24 protein-coding genes and 1 pseudogene are annotated in these 20,585 nt (G+C 36.7%); 16 read left to right on the top strand and 9 right to left on the bottom strand.

What is annotated here, in order from left to right:
• Positions 1-70: 70 nt before the first annotated feature.
• The 4 genes from DN389_RS09795 to DN389_RS09780 are packed head-to-tail and all read left to right on the top strand — an operon-like array spanning position 71 to position 2,836.
• Complete coding sequence (locus DN389_RS09795; RefSeq protein ID WP_060489335.1) at positions 71-442, top strand: UPF0738 family protein; 372 nt, start codon at positions 71-73, stop codon at positions 440-442.
• A gap of 30 nt (positions 443-472) precedes the next feature.
• Positions 473-1,111, top strand: a complete 639-nt coding sequence (gene yjbM, locus DN389_RS09790) for a GTP diphosphokinase (protein WP_001081480.1) — start codon at positions 473-475, stop codon at positions 1,109-1,111.
• An 18-nt stretch (positions 1,112-1,129) separates the two neighbouring features.
• Positions 1,130-1,927: an NAD kinase gene (locus tag DN389_RS09785; protein WP_000673190.1), complete on the top strand. Its 798-nt coding sequence runs from the start codon at positions 1,130-1,132 to the stop codon at positions 1,925-1,927.
• Positions 1,928-1,942: 15 nt separating this feature from the next.
• The gene (locus tag DN389_RS09780; protein ID WP_098802247.1) at positions 1,943-2,836 is read left to right on the top strand and encodes an RluA family pseudouridine synthase; all 894 of its coding nucleotides are present in this window, start codon (positions 1,943-1,945) and stop codon (positions 2,834-2,836) included.
• Between the two features lie 48 nt (positions 2,837-2,884).
• Here DN389_RS09780 and DN389_RS09775 read toward each other — a convergent pair whose 3' ends face one another.
• The 7 genes and pseudogenes from DN389_RS09775 to DN389_RS09745 form a co-directional block, all read right to left on the bottom strand.
• Positions 2,885-4,273, bottom strand: coding sequence for a peptidase G2 autoproteolytic cleavage domain-containing protein (locus DN389_RS09775; protein WP_098189650.1), 1,389 nt, complete (start codon positions 4,271-4,273; stop codon positions 2,885-2,887).
• A gap of 154 nt (positions 4,274-4,427) precedes the next feature.
• The gene (gene prpE / locus DN389_RS09770) at positions 4,428-5,168 is read right to left on the bottom strand and encodes a bis(5'-nucleosyl)-tetraphosphatase PrpE (RefSeq protein WP_098189651.1); all 741 of its coding nucleotides are present in this window, start codon (positions 5,166-5,168) and stop codon (positions 4,428-4,430) included.
• 74 nt (positions 5,169-5,242) lie between these two features.
• Positions 5,243-6,403 (bottom strand): FtsW/RodA/SpoVE family cell cycle protein, encoded by a 1,161-nt coding sequence (locus DN389_RS09765; protein WP_098189652.1) that lies wholly within the window; start codon positions 6,401-6,403, stop codon positions 5,243-5,245.
• Between the two features lie 146 nt (positions 6,404-6,549).
• Positions 6,550-7,485, bottom strand: a complete 936-nt coding sequence (locus DN389_RS09760; RefSeq protein ID WP_098189653.1) for a glycosyltransferase family 2 protein — start codon at positions 7,483-7,485, stop codon at positions 6,550-6,552.
• Positions 7,486-7,491: 6 nt separating this feature from the next.
• Positions 7,492-8,250, bottom strand: coding sequence for a class I SAM-dependent methyltransferase (locus DN389_RS09755; protein ID WP_098189654.1), 759 nt, complete (start codon positions 8,248-8,250; stop codon positions 7,492-7,494).
• 140 nt (positions 8,251-8,390) lie between these two features.
• Positions 8,391-9,236 (bottom strand): TylF/MycF family methyltransferase, encoded by an 846-nt coding sequence (locus DN389_RS09750; protein WP_060489348.1) that lies wholly within the window; start codon positions 9,234-9,236, stop codon positions 8,391-8,393.
• Positions 9,237-9,358: 122 nt separating this feature from the next.
• Positions 9,359-10,302, bottom strand: a pseudogene (locus tag DN389_RS09745) (BclA C-terminal domain-containing protein).
• 165 nt (positions 10,303-10,467) lie between these two features.
• Between DN389_RS09745 and DN389_RS09740 the strand changes: the two are divergent.
• The 10 genes from DN389_RS09740 (at position 10,468) to DN389_RS09695 (ending at position 18,495) form a co-directional block, all read left to right on the top strand.
• Positions 10,468-11,568 (top strand): glycosyltransferase, encoded by a 1,101-nt coding sequence (locus DN389_RS09740; RefSeq protein WP_149237050.1) that lies wholly within the window; start codon positions 10,468-10,470, stop codon positions 11,566-11,568.
• A 141-nt stretch (positions 11,569-11,709) separates the two neighbouring features.
• A complete protein-coding gene (locus tag DN389_RS09735; protein WP_060489354.1) occupies positions 11,710-12,399 on the top strand; it encodes a class I SAM-dependent methyltransferase in 690 nt (229 codons plus the stop codon).
• Positions 12,396-13,082, top strand: coding sequence for a glycosyltransferase family protein (locus DN389_RS09730; RefSeq protein WP_001271201.1), 687 nt, complete (start codon positions 12,396-12,398; stop codon positions 13,080-13,082). The genes DN389_RS09735 and DN389_RS09730 overlap by 4 nt, the downstream gene beginning before the upstream one ends.
• 12 nt (positions 13,083-13,094) lie before the next feature.
• Entirely contained in the window at positions 13,095-13,775 is a 681-nt protein-coding gene (locus DN389_RS09725) for a glycosyltransferase family protein (protein WP_000654997.1), read from the top strand.
• A 14-nt stretch (positions 13,776-13,789) separates the two neighbouring features.
• The gene (locus DN389_RS09720) at positions 13,790-14,527 is read left to right on the top strand and encodes a sugar phosphate nucleotidyltransferase (RefSeq protein ID WP_149237049.1); all 738 of its coding nucleotides are present in this window, start codon (positions 13,790-13,792) and stop codon (positions 14,525-14,527) included.
• Between the two features lie 8 nt (positions 14,528-14,535).
• Positions 14,536-15,081, top strand: a complete 546-nt coding sequence (gene rfbC / locus DN389_RS09715; protein WP_000869422.1) for a dTDP-4-dehydrorhamnose 3,5-epimerase — start codon at positions 14,536-14,538, stop codon at positions 15,079-15,081.
• Between the two features lie 15 nt (positions 15,082-15,096).
• On the top strand, positions 15,097-16,068 hold the full coding sequence (gene rfbB, locus DN389_RS09710) for a dTDP-glucose 4,6-dehydratase (protein WP_149237048.1): 972 nt from the start codon (positions 15,097-15,099) through the stop codon (positions 16,066-16,068).
• A gap of 11 nt (positions 16,069-16,079) precedes the next feature.
• Positions 16,080-16,934, top strand: coding sequence for a dTDP-4-dehydrorhamnose reductase (gene rfbD, locus DN389_RS09705; RefSeq protein WP_149237047.1), 855 nt, complete (start codon positions 16,080-16,082; stop codon positions 16,932-16,934).
• A gap of 109 nt (positions 16,935-17,043) precedes the next feature.
• A complete protein-coding gene (gene fabI, locus DN389_RS09700; protein ID WP_000421887.1) occupies positions 17,044-17,814 on the top strand; it encodes an enoyl-ACP reductase FabI in 771 nt (256 codons plus the stop codon).
• Between the two features lie 141 nt (positions 17,815-17,955).
• Positions 17,956-18,495, top strand: a complete 540-nt coding sequence (locus tag DN389_RS09695) for a spore coat CotO family protein (RefSeq protein ID WP_074651412.1) — start codon at positions 17,956-17,958, stop codon at positions 18,493-18,495.
• A gap of 60 nt (positions 18,496-18,555) precedes the next feature.
• On the opposite strand, the gene exsY is transcribed toward DN389_RS09695, so the two are convergent.
• Complete coding sequence (gene exsY / locus DN389_RS09690) at positions 18,556-19,014, bottom strand: exosporium assembly protein ExsY (protein WP_001277746.1); 459 nt, start codon at positions 19,012-19,014, stop codon at positions 18,556-18,558.
• A gap of 125 nt (positions 19,015-19,139) precedes the next feature.
• On the opposite strand from exsY, the gene DN389_RS09685 reads away from it, so the two are divergent.
• Positions 19,140-19,499, top strand: coding sequence for a DUF1360 domain-containing protein (locus tag DN389_RS09685; protein ID WP_000899666.1), 360 nt, complete (start codon positions 19,140-19,142; stop codon positions 19,497-19,499).
• Between the two features lie 101 nt (positions 19,500-19,600).
• Positions 19,601-19,786 carry a hypothetical protein gene (locus tag DN389_RS09680; RefSeq protein WP_033657682.1) on the top strand — a complete coding sequence of 62 codons (186 nt, stop codon included), beginning with the start codon at positions 19,601-19,603 and terminating at the stop codon, positions 19,784-19,786.
• Positions 19,787-19,863: 77 nt separating this feature from the next.
• Here the strand turns inward: DN389_RS09680 and exsF are convergent, their stop codons facing one another.
• Positions 19,864-20,367: an exosporium protein ExsF gene (gene exsF / locus DN389_RS09675; RefSeq protein WP_000492937.1), complete on the bottom strand. Its 504-nt coding sequence runs from the start codon at positions 20,365-20,367 to the stop codon at positions 19,864-19,866.
• Between the last annotated feature and the right edge of the window lie 218 nt (positions 20,368-20,585).

Here is a 20,585-nt window from a genome sequence, read left to right as displayed (position 1 = left end):
GTTTGCGTCCATGTTATGATACAATAATACTGTTAAGTAAGACAGGAAGTTGAGATGGAGGAGTAAGAGCATGCAAAATAAAATTCAAGTTAAGAGCGTAGAAAAGAGAGAGAATGCGCTTATTTTTTGTGCGGAAAATAATGAAATAGAGGTAAAGGAGTTAAGTGCGCGTAATCACGTACTTGTAGACTCAGACAATTTATCATTTTTATATATTTTAGAAAACGAATCATCTTTCATTTATGTAAGTATTCCGCACACGTGCTGGGAAGCAATGCATGAAGCGATGAATAACGATATAGCAATGTTCGTTCGTGTGAACGACGTTGAAATGGAATTAGAAAATTTAAAAGAAGAAGTAGAATATTTAGTTGAAAATATTGAAGGTAATGCAAATTACGGAGAAGAACTAGTAACTGCTGTAGAAAAAGTATTTCTATAAGCAAATGGATTGATTTTGGTGGTGGTTGAAATGAATCGAAATTGGGAAGAATTTTTAGCACCTTACCATCAAGCGGTGGCAGAGCTGAAAGTGAAACTAAAAGGAATGCGTACTCAATTTGCAATGTTAACAGAGCATTCTCCAATTGAGTTTGTAACAGGAAGGGTAAAGTCGGTTGCTAGTATTATTGATAAAGCGGAGAAGAGAAATGTACCGTTAGACCGGCTGAGAGAAGATATGCAAGACATCGCGGGCCTTCGAATGATGTGTCAATTTGTTGATGAGATTAAGCCTGTTGTAGAATATCTTCGAAAACGAAATGACTTTGAAATCGTGGAAGAACGTGATTATGTCACGCAAAAGAAAGATAGCGGCTATCGCTCTTATCACGTTGTCATTAGTTACCCCGTTCAAACGATTCAGGGAGAAAAAAAAGTATTGGTAGAAATCCAAATACGCACGTTAGCAATGAATTTTTGGGCAACAATTGAGCATTCTTTAAATTATAAATATAGTGGACGTTTTCCTGAAGATATTAAAATACGCTTGCAACGCGCAGCGGAAGCGGCGTTTTTATTAGATGAAGAAATGTCTTCTATTCGTCTTGAGATTCAAGAAGCGCAGAAAGCTTTTTCAAGAAAACAAGAAACGAAAGATTCTGAATCATAAACTAAAGGGTGTTGGGCGATGAAATTTACAATTATGTCAAAGGGAGATCAATCATCAGATACACTGGCAAGCACGATGAAAGAATACTTGCTAGACTTTGGATTTATAATGGATGAAAAGGAACCCGATATTGTAATTTCTGTTGGGGGAGATGGAACGCTTTTATATGCATTTCATCGTTATTATAATCGATTGGATGAAACAGCATTTGTTGGTGTACATACAGGGCATTTAGGTTTCTATGCAGATTGGTTACCGACAGAAGTAGAGAAATTAGTAATTGCAATTGCTAAAACACCATTCCAAGTGGTGGAATATCCGCTTTTAGAAGTGATTATTCGCTATGTGAATGGGAGTAAAGAGTCACAGTATTTGGCGATGAATGAAGCAACTGTTAAAAGTGCGGAAGGTACATTAGTAACAGAAGTGGAAATACGCGGAGAGTACTTTGAAACGTTCCGCGGGGATGGCCTTTGTATTTCTACTCCTTCGGGAAGTACTGCGTATAATAAGGCGCTTGGCGGAGCGATTATTCACCCTTCTATTGAAGCGATTCAAATTGCAGAAATGGCATCTATTAATAACCGTGTGTTTCGTACTGTAGGCTCGCCACTCGTATTGCCGAAGCATCATACATGTGTGTTGAAGCCGGCTGCAGGAATGAACTTACAAATTACGGTGGACCATTTAACGATGGTTCATCAAGATGTGAAATCAATCCAGTATCGCGTTGCAAACGAGAAAGTACGATTTGTTCGTTTCCGTCCGTTCCCGTTCTGGAAACGAGTTCGTGACTCGTTTGTTGCAGATAAATAGAAAGGGTTTATATATTTGAACAGATTTACATTGAAATGGGATATAGAATCGGTTGAAGAGGGAACTTTAGTTAGAGAATTTTTAAAAACAAAAGGGATTTCTAAAGCCGCCTTAACGGATATAAAATTTCGCGGCGGAGCTATTGAAGTAAATAATCAACATGCCAGTGTTCGTCATCAGTTGCAAGCTGGTGAAGAATTACGTGTCTTTTTTCCAGTGGAAGAAAGAAGTGAAGGGATGATTAAAGAAGATATCCCTTTATGTATTGTATATGAAGATGATGCGGTTCTTGTCATAAACAAAGAGGCGAACATGTCAACGATTCCGTCTAGAGAACATCCGGCAGGTAGTGTTGCGAATGCGCTCTTATCTCATTATGATAAGCAGCATCTTGCAAGTACGGTGCATATCGTAACAAGATTAGATCGTGATACTTCAGGGCTTATGCTTATTGCAAAAAATCGTTTCGTGCATCATCTTTTATCGAAACAGCATCAACAAAAAGCTGTGAAAAGAACATATGAAGCAATTGTTCACGGTGAGATGATAGAACGAGAAGGAACGATTGATGCACCGATTGGACGAAAATCGGATAGCATTATTGAGCGAACCGTTTGTGAAAATGGGCAAAGAGCAGTTACTCATTTTAGAGTGATGGATAGCGCCAATCATAAGACGCATGTATCACTTGAGCTTGAGACCGGAAGAACGCATCAAATTCGTGTACATATGGCTCATATAGGCCACCCGTTACTTGGTGATGATTTATATGGAGGACGAAGAGATGTGATAAAACGTCAAGCACTTCATAGTACATCTTTGACGTTTTATCATCCTATTTTAGAGAAGGAAATGTCTTTCGCTACAACGATTCCAAGCGATATGGAAGAGGTATTAAGGCATACTTAAAAAGGGAACAAAATTCTTATGTAACGAAGAATTTTGTTCCCTTTTTTCTTAGCGGAATAATATTAAAATTTGATTTTCACCCGTGCGCTTTATAACGAAAAAGCCACTTTCGGATTTTGTAGCAATGCCATCGTTATTTGGACGACAATATCCATGCGTTTCGCAAGTGCCGTCATCGCGTACTAACATTTGTCCAATTAATCCGACAGGAAGCCACTCGGTACGATCTTTTCTTGCTATATATTTGCAAGTTGGATCCCATTCTGTATTTAAAAGAGGTTGTATGTCTTGCGATTCCGTACGTACATATTGGCGTTTTCCAAAGTTATCTGTTTTATAGCGTTTTTGCCAACTTAAAGCACCGCTATTTCCTATAAGGGCGGGGGTTGCACTAGATATTCCTAAAATGAATGAATCGTTGGAAGTAGCGATCCGAATTTTTTCTTCGCTACTAAATGTAACGAAATAACCTACATCAATAAAATTATTGTCTGTTGTTTCAAACATTTGTGCAAAATCAGTTCCACTTGCATTGTAAGAAGCGCCATCAATATACATTTCCCCATTATGAGCAAGCCACTTTGCACCGATATTATGATCGGTTTCATTTGTGCCGTTTGCAATAAACCAAGAATAAGATTCTTCTGCTGTGCCGAAGCGCCCCATAATATGGCTACCTGCAAAATGAGCTGTTGATGTATGATTACCTTCCGCATGAGAAGAGAATCCGTTAGCGATAGTCGCGGTTCCTTCTGCATGTGCTGCTTCGCCTAAAGCGATTGTATGTTTACCTTCCGCATGAGAATAAGAGCCACCTGCTGTCGTTTCACTTCCTTCACTATGGGAACTATGTCCAGTTGCTTTCGTTTTTGATCCTTCCGCATGAGAGAAAGAAGCTTTTGCGTGTGTAAGAAGTCCTTCTGCATGTGAAGCTGTACCCTCTGCATTAGAGTGAAGCCCCTCTGCATGTGCATATCGTCCCCCTTTTTTTACTTTTGTATTTTCAGGTGTAGGAGTTTGAATTATGATCGTTTTTTCTGTTTGTATATCATTGGATGGTGCTAATGCTTCTCTTATTTTTTTCACTTGATTTATAATAGCAGTTGGAATTTCTGATTCTGCTTTTTTATTTATTGCTACAGGGATGTCTTCTTCTGTATTTTTCTCTGTTTGCTCAGAAGGCACAACCTGTTCAGTGTGAGTAGAGAGAGATTTATTTTTTTGCTGCATCTTTGTTTTTCTATTATCGATTATGCGGCTCATTACAGCATTTTCTAAAGAGACATATTTTGGTTTAGCTTTGTTTTTTGGGGAAGCCCCTTGTCCGTCCGGTTCTTCTAAAGCTGCAGCTCGAATGCTGCACCAGTTGTTAATTCCGTACATGGGTAGATAAAAAGGCGGGCATTTTCTTTTTTGTTTAGAAGATTTTTTCTTCATTCTGTCACCTCCTGCGACAGTATATGCCGTGTAATTAAAAAAAGATGCACTTTATTGCATCTTTTTTTAATTACTTTACCTAGTTTTTATAGGAGAGCCGCCTAAATGATACGATAATCCTCGTAATTTGTGAATGATATCTAAATAAGGGTCGTTATGAAATTGGGCGAAATTTCTCAGGGACAAAAGACAGGGAGGAAGGGACGGAAACGGTCTCCATCTCAGGATAACGTAGTCCGGTTAGTTTGCCACCAAATACAGCGCCAGTGTCAATATTGACTGTATGATTTACGAAGCGAGGTTCTTTAACGGGTGTATGTCCATATACAATCCAAGCTTTTCCTTTATATTCTTGTGCCCAGTCGCGACGGACAGGAGAGCCGTCAGCATGTTTTTCCCCTGTAATATCGCCATATAATACAAAGGTTTGTACTTTTTTATCTTGTCTTCCTATGTAATCTTGTCGAATTCCAGCGTGACATACAATTAACCTTTTCTCATCGAGTACGTGATATAAAGGGGATTGCTCATAAAGTGTGATGAATTTTTCTTTTATAATGTTTTGTTTATGAGAAGGCAGTGCTTCATATTCGGCAACAGTTGTTTCGAGTCCATGAGCGATTGTCACATTACGCCCAAGGAAAAAACGGTATAGTTTATTACAGTGATTTCCCGGAGCGTAATAAGCTACTTTTTTATTTATGACAAGTTCCCATACAATTTCAATCATACGTAATGAATGAGGGCCGCGATCTGTAATATCACCAACAAAAGCAAGCCTACGTTGGTCAGGGTGAAACGGCAGGTTACTATTCCAGTTGTATCCGAGTTTCGTCGTTAAATCTTGAAACTCTTGAAAGCATCCATGAATATCCCCTATAATGTCAAATTTCATATTTAAACCTCCACCATATTTTTCATTAGTATATCTAAAAAAGGATAGAGATAAAAATATACTGTTTTTGCTCGTCATTTAAACATAAAGATTTTCGTTCTTGAGCGAACGTTTAAAACGAATCCAATCGCTATCATGTATGTGAGTAAGGAACTTCCTCCGTAGCTCATAAGGGGTAATGTAATTCCTGTAATAGGTAGTAATCCGATGGTCATCCCGATATTTTGAAATACTTGAAAAGTAAACATTCCGATTGTCCCAGCACAGATGTAACTACCGAAAGGGTCATTACTTTCTAAAGCGATATGAATCATGCGGAAAATAAGTAGGAAAAAAAGTGAAATAATGACACTTGCGCCTAAAAAGCCGAATTGCTCAGCGACATTGGTGAAAATAAAATCTGTATGTGGTTCTGGAAAGTATACTTGTCCATTTTCCCAACCTTTTCCTTGCATTTCCCCTGATCCAGTAGCTAAGAAAGCTTGTCTTAATTGATAGCCTTGTGCATCATATTTGTATGGCGCTAACCAGCCGTAGAAGCGATTTAGTTGATATTCTTGTAAAATGTATGCTTTAAAGAATTTTGTATGAGTAAAAAAAATATACGTTAATGTAACGCCAGCTACAAAAATACCAGAAACTAATCCGAAAATAAAACGCCAACGTATACCAGAAACTAGTATCATTGCTGCGAGCATAGCTGAAATTACCATTGTGTTTCCTAAATCAGGTTCCTTTGCAATAAGTAGTAGGGGTGGCAAACTTGTTGCACATATTTTTCCGAGTAATAAAAAATCGCAGTGTATTGTTCGGAAAAAATATTTCTCATTGTGATTTGCTATAATTCGTCCGGTGACGATAATTAAAAACAATTTCATAATTTCAGAAGGCTGGAAATTTCCGATGCCTGGAAGCCTGTACCAAGCGGTCGCACCTTTTATTGTAACGGCACCTGGTACTTGAAGTTCTAGTCCAATTAGTAGTACCAGTGCAAAGCTATATAAATACCAAGCAATTTTTTGATAACGATCGAAATCGATAATCATAATAAAACCGATGGCTATAAATCCAATGAAGTACCATTGGATTTGCTTTAATACAAAATTTACATTTTGCAAAAATGGTGGTAAAGAGGCTTGTGCACTTGCAATTGCAAAGCAACTAACAGTCCCAATGGCAAATAAGATGAATAGTAATACGTAGTCTATTTGATATTGAGAATTTCGATCTTTCAATGTATGTATTCCTTTCTATCGCCTAGTAAGTATATGGATCATGTCATGATAAAAATAATATACAAGCAGACTATGCATACATTTATTCCACTATTTGTGGGAAGTCATACATCACGAGGAAGGAATAGCTCCTCCCTTGTGATGGACTATATTGCACGGAGCTCTTTTGTAATGATATTTAAACAATAAGAAAGTCGTGCATGTGTATTTTTATCTGGAATGAGGTTTGGAAATAAATCGTAAAATTTGGTCGCATTTTTATACCATCCGTAAGCTCTTATCAAACCTTTTTTATAATATTTGGCGTCTTGTAAGAAACCATACTTTTTCGAGGTTAAAACGAGGTGAGAAAAATCTTCACAGCCCTCAAGGAATTTGTGACGTACTTGCTGTCCAGTATGAAGACGGAATGAACTTAAGGGCTCAGTTATATACATCGCATCACCTTTTGAAAGTAAACTTATCCAAGAGGCCATATCAACACTACAACCATATTTTCTGCCATTTAAAGTGCCGAAAGGTTCCGTTAATAGGCTTTTTCTAAAGAGTACGATTGTAGGCTCACCGATAATATTTTGTCCTGCCATAAGCATACGGTTTCCAAAATCTTTCCCATTTAGTAGAGTATCTTCATCATATAATTTTTTCATGGAGGGATGTTGTTCAATTATATCTCCATTATCATCAATCCAAGTGCGATAGGATGTGATAAGTGCAAGATTTTTATTTAAGTCTTGTTGGAAATAAAACATCATTTTTTCGATTTTATTATTATAAAATATATCATCGTCCATTAAGAAATTTATGTACTCTCCATTTGATTTTTCTAAGAGCATAAGGGCGTTATGAAATTGTCCTAGAGTAGAGGCATTTCGAATGTACGTTATATGTTTATGCTTATGTAAATAATGTCTGTAGATTAATTTTTCTGTTTCATTATTTGTGCTATCGTCTCCTACAATAATTTCAATATTTGAATACGTTTGCGCTAGTGCACTTTCTAAAGCAATTTTAAAATAATGTGGTCGATTATAGGTGGGAATAAGGATGGAAACAAGAGGTGGATTTTTTATATTATTCATATACAACTACCTTTCAGAAATTTTTTGTGTAAGAATAATATCTTGATAACTTGTGTGTTCAGTTCTACTACACCATGAACCATAATGGGGGGGAGTCTGTACTTCTAGCCCATACTTATTTAATAGGGTACGAATATCTTCCTCAGGATAGGCAACTGCGAAATTAGGGATATCTTTATTTAGAACATAACAATTGTCAATTTGATGATAAAAACCTAACGTACTTAGTCCTGCATTTAAGTAATAGGATGATTCAGGGTTAATTAAAAAGAAAGTAATAAAACATCTCCCATCTTTTTTCAGAACTCGTGCAATCTCGCATACGTAATGTTCTAATTCTTTCGGAAGGAGATGGGTAAATACTGACGTTAAAAAAATAAAATCAAATGATTCATCTTCATATGGAAACTTGTATTGGGAAGCATCTTCTTTTCCATCGGGATTGTAGAATTGATTATATATATCGACATGTTCAAAATGGAAATTGTTACGGCGTGTAGAAATGTTATTTTTGCACCATGTAATTCCCGCATTGAATAAGTCAAATCCATAATAAGTACCTTCATCTCTTAAATAATTCATTAATGGAACCGCCATTCGGCCAATGCCACAGCCTACATCTAACACTGTTTCATTTGATTTTAAATTGCCAATTTCAATAAAATACTGCATAAACTCTTTTCCAACTTCTTCAAAATCACCACCTACATATTGAACGAGTTCTGGGGGTGGAATTAATGTGATTTTTTTCTCGTTTTCGTTCATACATTCACTCCGTCCTTGTAGTAAAGTAGGGGATTTCTATTGTATATATAAGTTAATCATTTATAGTGAGGGGAACTTTACACAATTAGTTCTTATGAATAAGTAGTGTAATAGAACCCCTCAAAAAATAAAATCATATTCTATTCTTTTCGCCAATAAATACCGAAATCATCAATTTTAGTAATAGGAGCTTTTAAATTTCTTTCATTTCTGAAATCTGTTACAGCTTCTGCACATGTTACTAATCCGTAATCATCAATAATAATAAAGCCACCTGTTGAAACTTTATCGTATAAATTTACAAGACTATCCATCGTTGATTCATACATATCACCATCAAGGCGAGCAATTGCAATTTTTTCTACCGGTGCTGAAGGCAATGTATCTTTAAACCAACCCTTTAAAAATTTCACCTGATCATTTAATAAATCATATTTTCTAAAGTTTTCTTGCACTGTTTCTAAAGAAACTCGTAAGTAATCGAATGTGTGCAAATAATCACCGTAATCTTTCGGATATTGTTCTAAGTTAGGTGCGGGCAGACCTTCAAACGAATCGGCAACCCATACAGTACGATCCTTAATGTTGTTTGCTTGTAAAAACCCATTCATAAAAATGCATGATCCTCCGCGCCATACACCAGTTTCAATAAAATCGCCTTCTATATTTTCCCTGACTACAGTTTCCATCGCCTCTTGTAATTGATTCATACGTTTTCGACCAACCATACTGTGTGCAGCTCTTGGCCAATCCTTGCCACCTTGACGCTCATCGTTTGAAACATTAGGATTAACGATTTTTAAATTGTGATTTTCTATATACTGCTTAAGAAATAAAGGAAGTGGAACCGTAACTGGTTCATATGATAGTTCTTTAGATATATGTAAAGAAGCAGGTAAGTATGGTTCGTATTCTAGCCATATTTCAAATAAAATTGTTTTCTTTAATAGCTCAAGATAAAGCTGGACAGCCGATTTATTTTCCATATAATTGCCTCCTGAAGAATGTCATACAACATTATGACTATGTAGAAAAGAAGGATTTAATGATTGAATTTACCAATGAAAAAGCAGTAAAACTGATATCAGTTTTACTGCTAAGGAAAAAATTAAGCGATTTTTTCAATAATAATGGATGCACTCGTACCAAGAGCTAATGATAATCCAAGTCCTGTAACAATTACTTCAACTAATGATGGAGTTGTCGTAATTTGCGTAATTGCTTGAACAACGATAGGTGCTCCAACTGAGATTAAAGTCGTTCCAGTACCAGGTACAGGTACCCCATTTACTTGGATTGTAAGTCCTCCTAATAGACTTACGGCTGCAGTATATACGATAACAGTGATTTTATAGAATCCAGTTTCACTAATTACGAAAGTATCGGCATCTAATTGAGAAATTGCTGTGCCGAACTGAGATCCAACAGTATTAAATGGTACTGGAGCATTAAGTCCAAGATCCAAAGAAATTCCACCGGAGTTAAATGCATATAATCCTGCTGGAAGTCCTAGCCCTGATGGTCCAGTCGGTCCAGTTGGCCCAGTTGGTCCAGTCGGTCCGGTAGCACCAGTTGGTCCAGTCGCGCCAGTGTCTCCAGTTGGCCCAGTCGGTCCAGTCGTACCAGTGTCTCCAGTTGGCCCAGTTGGTCCAGTCGCACCAGTGTCTCCAGTTGGCCCAGTTGGTCCAGTCGTACCAGTGTCTCCAGTTGGTCCAGTCGGTCCAGTCGGTCCAGGCGGTCCCGTCGGTCCAGTCGGTCCAGGTGGTCCCGTTTGTCCAGTTGGTCCAGTCGGTCCCGTCGGTCCGGTGGGTCCAGTCGGTCCAGTCGGTCCAGTTGGTCCAGTTGGTCCAGTCGGCCCAGTCGGTCCAGTCGGTCCAGTTGGTACAGTTGGCCCAGTCGGGGTCCAGTCGGTCCAGTCGGCCCAGTTGGTCCGGTAGGAAGGGTAAACGGTGGTATTGGTGGTAATGTTGGTCCTACAAGATTAGGGTCAAATGCACTAGCTGATAAAGATTCATCGGGATTCAATCCATCTGAATAATTATTATTTGACATAAATTCACCTCCATAAAGCGTTCATTATATAGTAGATGCAAAACCGGAAGAAAATGACACGGACATTTGAATTATTGAAAAGAAATCTTAAACTGCTTGTGTAAGTTAAAAAAGTGGAAAGTTTATTGTATGTATAACATATGATTGATTTGGAAGAGGGTGATTATGTTGAACAAGCAAGGAATCACAATTAGTTTATGTATGATTGTTCGAGATGAGGAAGATACAATAGGTCGATGTTTAGATGCAGTCGAAAAAATTGCTGATGAAATTATTATAGTTGATACAGGTTCCATTGATCGAACGAAAGAAATTGTAGCTCAATATACCTCTAACATATATGACTTTCCATGGATTAATGATTTTGCGGCAGCAAGAAATTTTTCTTTTTCAAAAGCAACGCAAGAATATATATTGTGGCTAGATGCAGATGACGTATTATTAGAAGATGCTCAAGAAGCATTGAAACTCTTAAAAAGAGAATTGGATCCTAAAATTGATGCTGTTTCGATGCCTTATCATCTTGCAATGGATTCTAACGGGAAACCTTTATATTGTACAAAAAGAAATCGACTTGTAAAGCGTGAAAAACAATTTCAATGGTTTGGAAAGGTTCATGAGTATTTAGCTATTTCTGGTGAAACTTTTAGTAGTAATGTTGCTATTACACATAAAAAAGAAAAAAAGGTAACAAATCGTAATTTGAAAATTTTTCAAAATGCTGTAGCAGCTGGAGAAGAATTGAGTCCGAGAGATTTATTTTATTACGCGAATGAATCTATGGATAACCAAAAATATGATGATGCAGTTACTCTATATGAAACATTCCTTAATCAAGACGAAGGATGGTATGAAGAGAAAATTTATGCATGTGGCAAGTTAGGAGATTGCTATGCAAAGCTTGGATTATGGGAAAAGGCAGTTGAATCTTGCGTGAAGTCGTTTCGATATGATGTTCCTAGAGGAGAGAATTGTACAAGAATAGGATATATATATATGGAACAACAAAAATATAACGAAGCGATATTTTGGTTTAAACTTGCAACGGAAGTACCAATGGCGACGGAGAGTCCGTTTCATAGTCCAGCGAGCTACACATGGCTTCCCTATTTACAAATGTGTATTTGTTATAGCAAGTTAGGAGAGCAAGACAAAGCTTATTATTACAACGAATTAGCAGCTGCTTATGTTCCAAATAATGCTGCAATTGAATATAACCGCAAATATTTTCGGGGTGTTTTTGATAAACAATATAAATCGTTATAGGTTGTTTTTTTTAGAAATGACTTATCACGATTCTAACTCTAATAGATTGGCTATATAGTAAAGTATCGGTGTAATGGTTACATTTATAGACTTCATATGAAGTTTATATTTCAAATTCAATTTGCATAAGGAGTGTGTGAAATGAATCCCCAAAAAAATTCTTTATATGAAGAAAAGTCCGGGCATTATTATAATGCAGTGAATCCGAATTTATTAAAGCATATAAAAAAGGAATGGAAAGAAGTTCTTGATATTGGTTGCTCGAGTGGTGCATTGGGAGCGGCTATTAAAGAAAATGGAACACGTGTATCAGGAATCGAGGCATTCCCAGAGGCAGCAGAAAAAGCAAAAGAAAAACTAGATCATGTTGTTTTAGGCGATATAGAAACAATGGATATGCCATATGAGAAGGAGCAATTTGATTGCGTCATATTTGGGGATGTATTAGAGCATTTATTTGATCCGTGGGCTGCAATAGAAAAAGTAAAGCCGTATATAAAAGAAAATGGTGTGATTTTAGCAAGTATACCAAACGTTGCTCACATTTCAGTATTAGCGCCTTTACTTGCTGGAAATTGGACGTATACAGAATATGGTTTATTAGATAAAACACATATTCGTTTCTTTACATTTAATGAAATGCTCCGAATGTTTTTAAAAGCAGGATATTCGATTAGTAAAGTAGATCGTGTATATATTGATCATAAAATGTATGAACCGTTAATTGAGGAGTTATATGGAATTTGTAAGAAATATCGTCTTGGAAGTGGCTTCATGGCTGAGACGGTCGTATTTCAGTATATTATTGAAGCAGAAAAATCGCAGTTATGAGTGCTGCTGAAAAAACAATATTATTTGTTACGTGTATAAATGATCGGAAAATGTATGCACAGTGCGTGCGGCATATATTGAGATTGGGAGTGCCTCCAGGATATATTGTACAATTTATGCCAATTCGGAATGCGAAAAGTATGACGAGCGGATATAATCAAGCGCTTTCGCATCCAGCGAAATATAAAGTATATATACACCAAGATGTTTTCATTATGAATGTGGCATTTTTATATGGATTACTTCAATTATTTAACGAACATGAACATCTTGGAATGATTGGAATGATTGGAGCCCAATATGTTCCTCCAAACGGGATATGGAATGAAGGCAGAGGAGTTGTTGGGAAAGTAATTGGTTATATGAACGATTTATTTTATATGGCAACTCAAGAACAGCCGTACCATGAGTCAAAAACATTTATGCCTGTGGAATGTATCGACGGTTTATTGATGGCAACGCAATACGATATTCCGTGGCGAGAAGACTTGTTTGATGGGTTTGACTATTATGATGTATCTCAGTCATTTGAATTTAGAAAAGCTGGCTATACAGTTGGGGTTCCTGTACAGCGTGATGCGTGGTGCATTCACTATCATATTGATGTGAATATGACCAACTATGACAAGTATAGAAAGATATTTGTGGAGAACTATATGTCAGATGTAAATCAAGACGAATAGAGGGGCTACAAAATGAAGGATCGTACAATATTAGTTGTTGTTTGTGTAAATAATGAAGAGCTATTTGAACAATGCGAGAGACAAATAAGAAACCTTTTTGTTCCCCCTGATTATGTCGTACAAATCTTTCCGATACGAGATGCAAAAAGTATGGCAAGTGCATATAACCGAGCACTTTCATATCCCGCGAAGTATAAGGTTTATATACATCAAGATACTTATCTTATTAATCGAGAGATGTTTTATACACTTATTTCCCTTTTTAAAGATAATGAAAAGCTTGGCTTAATTGGAGTAGCTGGAGCCCAATTTTTACCGAGTAACGGGATATGGTGGGAAGGGAAAAATTTAGTAGGGAAAGTGATTGAGTATAGAAGACGGAATTATCAATTATTAAATTTAGATCAGGGTTTTTATGGAAGCCAATCTTTTATGTCGGTGCAGGCAATTGATGGCCTATTCATGGCAACGCAGTATGATATTCCGTGGCGAGAAGATTTGTTTCAAGGGTTCCACTTTTATGATGTATCACAGTCTTTAGAGTTTCAAAGGGCTGGTTATTTAATTGGTATCCCAAATCAATCAAATTTATGGTGTATTCATTATAACGGAGATGAATTTGATGCGGATACATATGAGAAAGATCGAAAAGTGTTTGTAGAACAGTATAAAGATATACTATCTCCATCATAAGGGAGAGATGCAGAGTGAAAGGGATTATTTTAGCAGGCGGTACTGGATCGAGGCTATATCCAATAACGAAAGTAACGAATAAACATTTGCTTCCTGTTGGACGTTATCCAATGATTTATCATGCGGTATATAAGCTAAAACAATGCGAAATTACAGATATTATGATTATTACAGGTAAAGAGCATATGGGAGATGTTGTTAGTTTTTTAGGAAGCGGTCAAGAGTTTGGGGTGTCCTTTACGTATCGTGTGCAAGATAAGGCTGGCGGAATTGCACAAGCATTAGGGCTTTGTGAAGATTTCGTTGGGAAAGATCGTATGGTAGTTATATTAGGGGATAATATCTTTTCAGATGACATTCGTCCGTACGTGGAAGAGTTTGCAACTCAAAAAGAAGGTGCGAAAGTACTGCTGCAATCTGTAGATGATCCGGAGAGATTTGGCGTGGCGCATATTCAAAACCGAAAAATAATTGAAATTGAAGAAAAGCCGAAAGAGCCGAAAAGTTCCTATGCAGTTACAGGAATTTATTTGTATGACCCGAAAGTCTTTTCTTATATAAAAGAATTAAAACCTTCCGCAAGGGGAGAACTTGAAATTACAGATATCAATAATTGGTATTTAAAGCGAGGGTTACTTACTTATAATGAAATGAGTGGTTGGTGGACTGATGCGGGAACTCATGTTTCTCTTCAAAGGGCGAATACGTTAGCGCGGGATATAAACTTTGGTAAACAGTTTAACGGAGAATAGGTGAGAATATGAAAGTTGTAGAAACAAACTTTACCGACGCAAAATTGTTAGAACCGAGGTTATTTGGAGATGAGCGTGGCTTTTTTACTGAAAGTTATAATAAGAAGGTGCTAGAAGCATTAGGGGTTACGTATTCGTTTGTGCAGGATAATGTTTCTTATTCAGCAGAAGCGGGAACGATTCGGGGATTACACTTTCAAAAAAATCCAAAAGCACAAACGAAACTTATTCAAGCTATGCAAGGAGCAATCTATGACGTTATCGTTGATTTGCGAAAAGATTCACCAACGTTTAAACAGTGGAGAGGATATATTTTAAGCGCGGATAATCATCGGCAATTGTTAGTGCCGAAAGGATTTGCACATGGTTTTTGTACACTTGTGCCGCATACTATTGTTATGTATAAAGTAGATGAGTATTATAGTGCCGATCATGACTCAGGGGTACTTTGGGAAGATAAAGATTTAGCAATTCCATGGCCGGTAACAAGTCCTATTTTGTCTGACAAAGATCGAATATTACCGTTGCTTCAGGAATGTGAAGATAGCTTTTGAGTAGGAGAGTTGTTTATGAATATATTAGTAACAGGTGGGGCTGGATTTATTGGAAGTAACTTTGTTCATTACATGTTACAAAGCTATGAAACATATAAAATTATTAATTACGATGCATTAACATATAGTGGAAACTTAAATAATGTACAGTCTCTTCAAGATCATCCGAATTACTCTTTTGTAAAAGGGGAAATTCAAAATGGAGAGCTGCTAGAGCATGTCATAAAAGAGCGAGACGTCCATGTGATTGTAAATTTCGCAGCTGAATCACATGTGGACCGTAGTATTGAAAATCCGATCCCTTTTTATGATACAAATGTAATTGGGACAGTCACATTATTAGAATTAGTAAAAAAATATCCACATATTAAACTCTTGCAAATATCAACAGATGAGGTGTACGGCTCTTTAGGGAAAACAGGTCGATTTACCGAGGAAACTCCATTAGCTCCAAATAGTCCATATTCTTCAAGTAAAGCGAGCGCCGACATGATAGCTTTATCTTATTATAAAACATATCAATTACCAGTTTTAGTAACGCGTTGCTCCAATAACTATGGGCCGTATCAATATCCTGAAAAACTAATTCCATTAATGGTTACGAATGCGCTGGAAGGGAAAAAATTACCGTTATATGGCGATGGATTAAATGTAAGAGATTGGTTACATGTAACGGATCATTGTAGTGCGATTGATGTTGTTCTGCATAAGGGACGTATAGGAGAAGTATATAATATAGGTGGAAATAATGAAAAAACCAATGTAGATGTTGTGGAACAAATTATTTCTCTCTTAGGAAAAATGAAAGAAGATATTGCGTATGTTACAGACCGTTTAGGGCATGATCGTCGTTATGCGATTGATGCACAAAAGATGAAGAATGAGCTCGGGTGGGAACCGCAGTATACGTTTGAACAGGGGCTAAAAGAAACGGTGGAATGGTATGAACATCATATAGAATGGTGGAAACCATTAAAAGAAAAATAAGGGGCATATAAATGAAAGAACGGATTATCATAACGGGAGCAAATGGTCAATTGGGAAAGCAACTACAAGAAGAGTTAAATCCTGAAGAATATGACATATATCCATTTGATAAAAAGTTACTAGATATAACAAATATATCCCGAATGCAGCAAGTGGTACAAGAAATAAGGCCACACATAATTATTCATTGTGCAGCGTATACGAAGGTTGATCATGCCGAGAAAGAACAAGATCTTGCTTATGTAATAAATGCAATAGGGGCTCGAAATGTAGCGGTTGCTTCACAATTAGTAGGGGCGAAATTAGTTTATATTAGTACCGATTATGTATTTCAAGGTGACAGACCAGATGGCTATCATGAGTTTCATAATCCATCACCGATAAATGTATACGGGGCTTCTAAGTATGCGGGAGAGCAGTTTGTCAAAGAGTTACATAATAAATATTTTATCGTTCGAACATCGTGGTTATATGGTAAGTATGGAAACAATTTTGTGAAAACGATGATGCGGTTAGGAAAAGAAAGAGCAGAATTATCTGTTGTAGCGGATCAAATTGGTTCTCCTACTTATGTGGCGGATTTAAATGTGATGATTAATAAGCTCATTCAAACTTCTTTATACGGTACGTATCATGTATCAAATAGAGGTTCATGTTCTTGGTTTGGATTTGCCAAAAAAATATTCTCGGATGCAAATATGAAAGTGAATGTATTACCTGTTTCAACCGAAGAATTTGGATCGGCGGCAGCGAGACCGAAATATTCTGTTTTCCAACATAACATGCTACGATTAAATGGTTTTTCACAAATGCCTTCTTGGGAAGAAGGATTAGAGCGGTTTTTTATAGAAACAAAAAGTCATTAACAAAATTTAAGTTAATGACTTTTTTGTTTGCCTTTAAGAGGTTTTATGGTACTATAATTATAGTATCAGGTACTAATAACAAGTATAAGCAATTCTGGGAGGATATATCATGGAACTATTACAAGGGAAAACATTTGTTGTTATGGGCGTTGCGAACCAAAGAAGTATTGCGTGGGGAATTGCTCGCTCTTTGCATAATGCAGGTGCAAAATTAATATTCACATATGCAGGAGAACGTTTAGAAAGAAACGTTCGTGAATTAGCGGAAACATTAGAAGGGCAAGAATCACTTGTATTACCTTGTGATGTAACAAATGATGAAGAACTTACAGCTTGCTTTGAAACAATCAAGCAAGAGGTTGGTACAATTCACGGTGTTGCACACTGTATTGCTTTTGCAAATCGTGATGATTTAAAAGGTGAATTTGTAGATACTTCTCGCGATGGATTTTTACTTGCACAAAATATTAGTGCATTCTCTTTAACAGCTGTAGCAAGAGAAGCGAAGAAAGTAATGACAGAAGGCGGAAATATTTTAACGTTAACATACCTTGGCGGCGAGCGCGTTGTGAAAAACTATAACGTTATGGGTGTTGCGAAAGCTTCATTAGAAGCGAGCGTAAAATATTTAGCTAACGATTTAGGCCAACACGGCATTCGCGTTAACGCTATTTCTGCAGGACCAATTCGTACGTTATCTGCAAAAGGCGTAGGCGACTTTAACTCAATTTTAAGAGAAATTGAGGAGCGCGCACCACTTCGTCGTACAACAACTCCAGAAGAAGTTGGGGATACGGCAGTATTCTTATTCAGTGATTTAGCACGAGGCGTAACAGGAGAAAACATTCACGTTGATTCAGGGTATCATATCCTAGGATAAATATAATATTAATTTTTAAAGGACAATCTCTAAATGTTGAGATTGTCCTTTTTAATTGTTCTTAGAAAGAACAATTTTTAACGAAAGTTCTTACCACGTTATGAATATAACTATAATAGTACACAATTTATTCAGCTACGTATGGAAGTGGGAGGGACGAGTGTGAAGAATAAAAATAAAAGTTCAACAGTTGGAAAACCGTTGTTATATATTGCGCAAGTAAATTTGGAACTTGCTGCACCGAAAATAAAAAGAATTATCTTAACAAACTTTGAAAATGAAGATCGAAAAGAGGAAAGTAATAGAAACGAAAATATTGTAAGTAGTGCTGTGGAAGAGGTAATAGAGCAACAAGAAGAGCAACAAGTAGAAGAAAAAATAGAAGAAGAGGAACAAGTACAAGAGCAGCAAGAACAGAAAGAACAGCATGAGCCAGTGAGAACTGTCCCGTATAATAAATCATTTAAGGATATGAATAATGAAGAGAAGATTCATTTTTTATTAAACCGCCCTCATTATATTCCGAAAATAAGGTGCAGAATAAAAACAGCTACAGTCTCATATGTTGGATCAATCATATCGTATCGTAATGGAATTGTAGCTATTATGCCGCCAAATAGTATGCGAGATATTAAGTTGTCTATAGATGATATCCAATCGATTAGTATGGCAGGTTTTTAAATATGTAAAGGTGGTAGAAAGCTTCTACCACCCCAATAGTTTTTTAGTTTACTTCATTTATTAGATAGAAACGTCGCGTAAGCACTGAATCGCACAGAAACAGCTTAAATCTACAGTAATGCAAGTAGATGTCGATACTAGTCTTGCATTTGGTACAGCTAAAAACGTACAAATTGGGTCATCATTAGGTGGTACAGGGGAAGTATCACCTAATACTACAGTTAACACACGTAGTACAGCACAGCTATCGTCATCTACGCTTTCCACACGGAAAATTGGAGATCGGCAGCTAGTAAGGCTTGCAGATGGTGCAAATGCTTCAAATGGTGCTCCAGCTTTTGTGTATAAAATAAAAGGGCGTGTATTTGCTACTGATGCAGTGTTGTGTGCACCTAAAAATGGAATTTCACAACCAGATCCACACGTTGTTGTAGAACAATCTTGTAATTCATTGATGAATTTTACAACGTCAACTACACAATGAGAAGAGCTATGGTGTTTATTTTCGTTACAACTCATTAATGTCACTCCTTATCTTCTTGTTTGTATTTACATTAATAAGATATTGGAGTCGAGGAGATTTGGTCACAATCTCAAGACCTTTTTTTTTAAATAGGCGAAAGAAGATAAGGGAAGGTGGAATCATGCTGTTTACAAGCTGGCTTTTATTTTTTATTTTTGCGTTAGCTGCCTTTAGGCTAACCCGTTTAATTGTTTATGATAAAATTACAGCTTTTTTGCGAAGACCGTTTATTGACGAAGTAGAGATTACAGAGCCGGATGGAAGTGTATCAACTTTTACAAAAGTAAAAGGTAAAGGATTAAGAAAGTGGATTGGCGAATTATTAAGCTGCTATTGGTGTACAGGTGTATGGGTTAGTGCTTTTTTATTAGTTTTATATAATTGGATCCCTATCGTTGCAGAGCCGTTACTTGCATTATTAGCTATTGCAGGAGCAGCAGCAATCATTGAAACGATTACAGGATATTTTATGGGAGAATAATATATTTTCATAATACGAGAAAAAGCGGAGTTTAAAAGAATGAGGGAACGGAAATAAAGAGTTGTTCATATAGTGAATAGACAGAATTGACAGTAGAGGAGATGTTTGCTGTGAGTAATAGTCCAAGGCAAAATTCATATGACCTGCAGCAATGGTATCATATACAGCAACAACACCAAGCACAACAACAGGCATACCAAGAACAATTACAACAACAAGGGTTTGTGAAGAAAAAGGGATGTAATTGCGGGAAAAAGAAGAACACAATAAAACATTATGAAGAATGAAACACTCATATTACTGTGAGTGTTTTTTATTATAAATATAAAAAGCGGTATTTCTAATGAAGAAATACCGCTTTTTACTAGCTAATTTGTGCAACTGTTAATGCTGCAGCACGAATATCTACAGTTCCAATTAACTCAACTGGTACAATTTGAATTAAATCACCAGGATTTAAGTTAATAAGAATAACACCACTGGATACGTCTACTTCACCAGTACCAATAACGTTAGAACGAACTGCTGTACCTGATCCAGGAATAATGTTAGCTGGCGTACCCAATGATAAGAAGAAACGACCAGCTTCTGGTGCAACAGGTGAGTTATCAAGACTAATTGTTAATGTATAACTGATTTGATAAATACCAGCTCGTAGAATTCGAATGCCATCTCCAACACTTACTGTATCATTTATTACAGGAACAGTAATATTTGGGTTTGGACTTACGCTAGGTAATAGTAATGGTGTGAATAGTGAAGCGAACTGAGGTGCAGACGCGTTGAAAGCAAAACCGAAGGCAGGTAGTGTACTAGCTGGTTTCGCCTCGCAATCGATTTTAGTAAATTCGCAATCAGAAGAGAACATGTTTTTCACTCCTTTATCTGTTTCTACTTTCAGTTAATGAAAAGGACAGGTTCTATGTTCTAGACAAGTTCCCAATTTTATGAAAAATACATAATAATAGCTTTTAAGCATGGATTGGGTGGCAGAAAACTCTGCCACCCAATCCATGCTTAAATTAATATTTAGTTTTATATAGAAACATCACGTAAGCATTGAATAGCGCAGAAACAACTTAAATC

The sequence above is a fragment of the Bacillus sp. AY3-1 genome (assembly GCF_008368785.1).
Classification (GTDB): Bacteria; Bacillota; Bacilli; order Bacillales; family Bacillaceae_G; genus Bacillus_A; species Bacillus_A wiedmannii.
The sequence above is the reverse complement of the archived record's forward strand: the minus strand, read 5'-3'. Positions and strand labels throughout refer to the sequence as shown.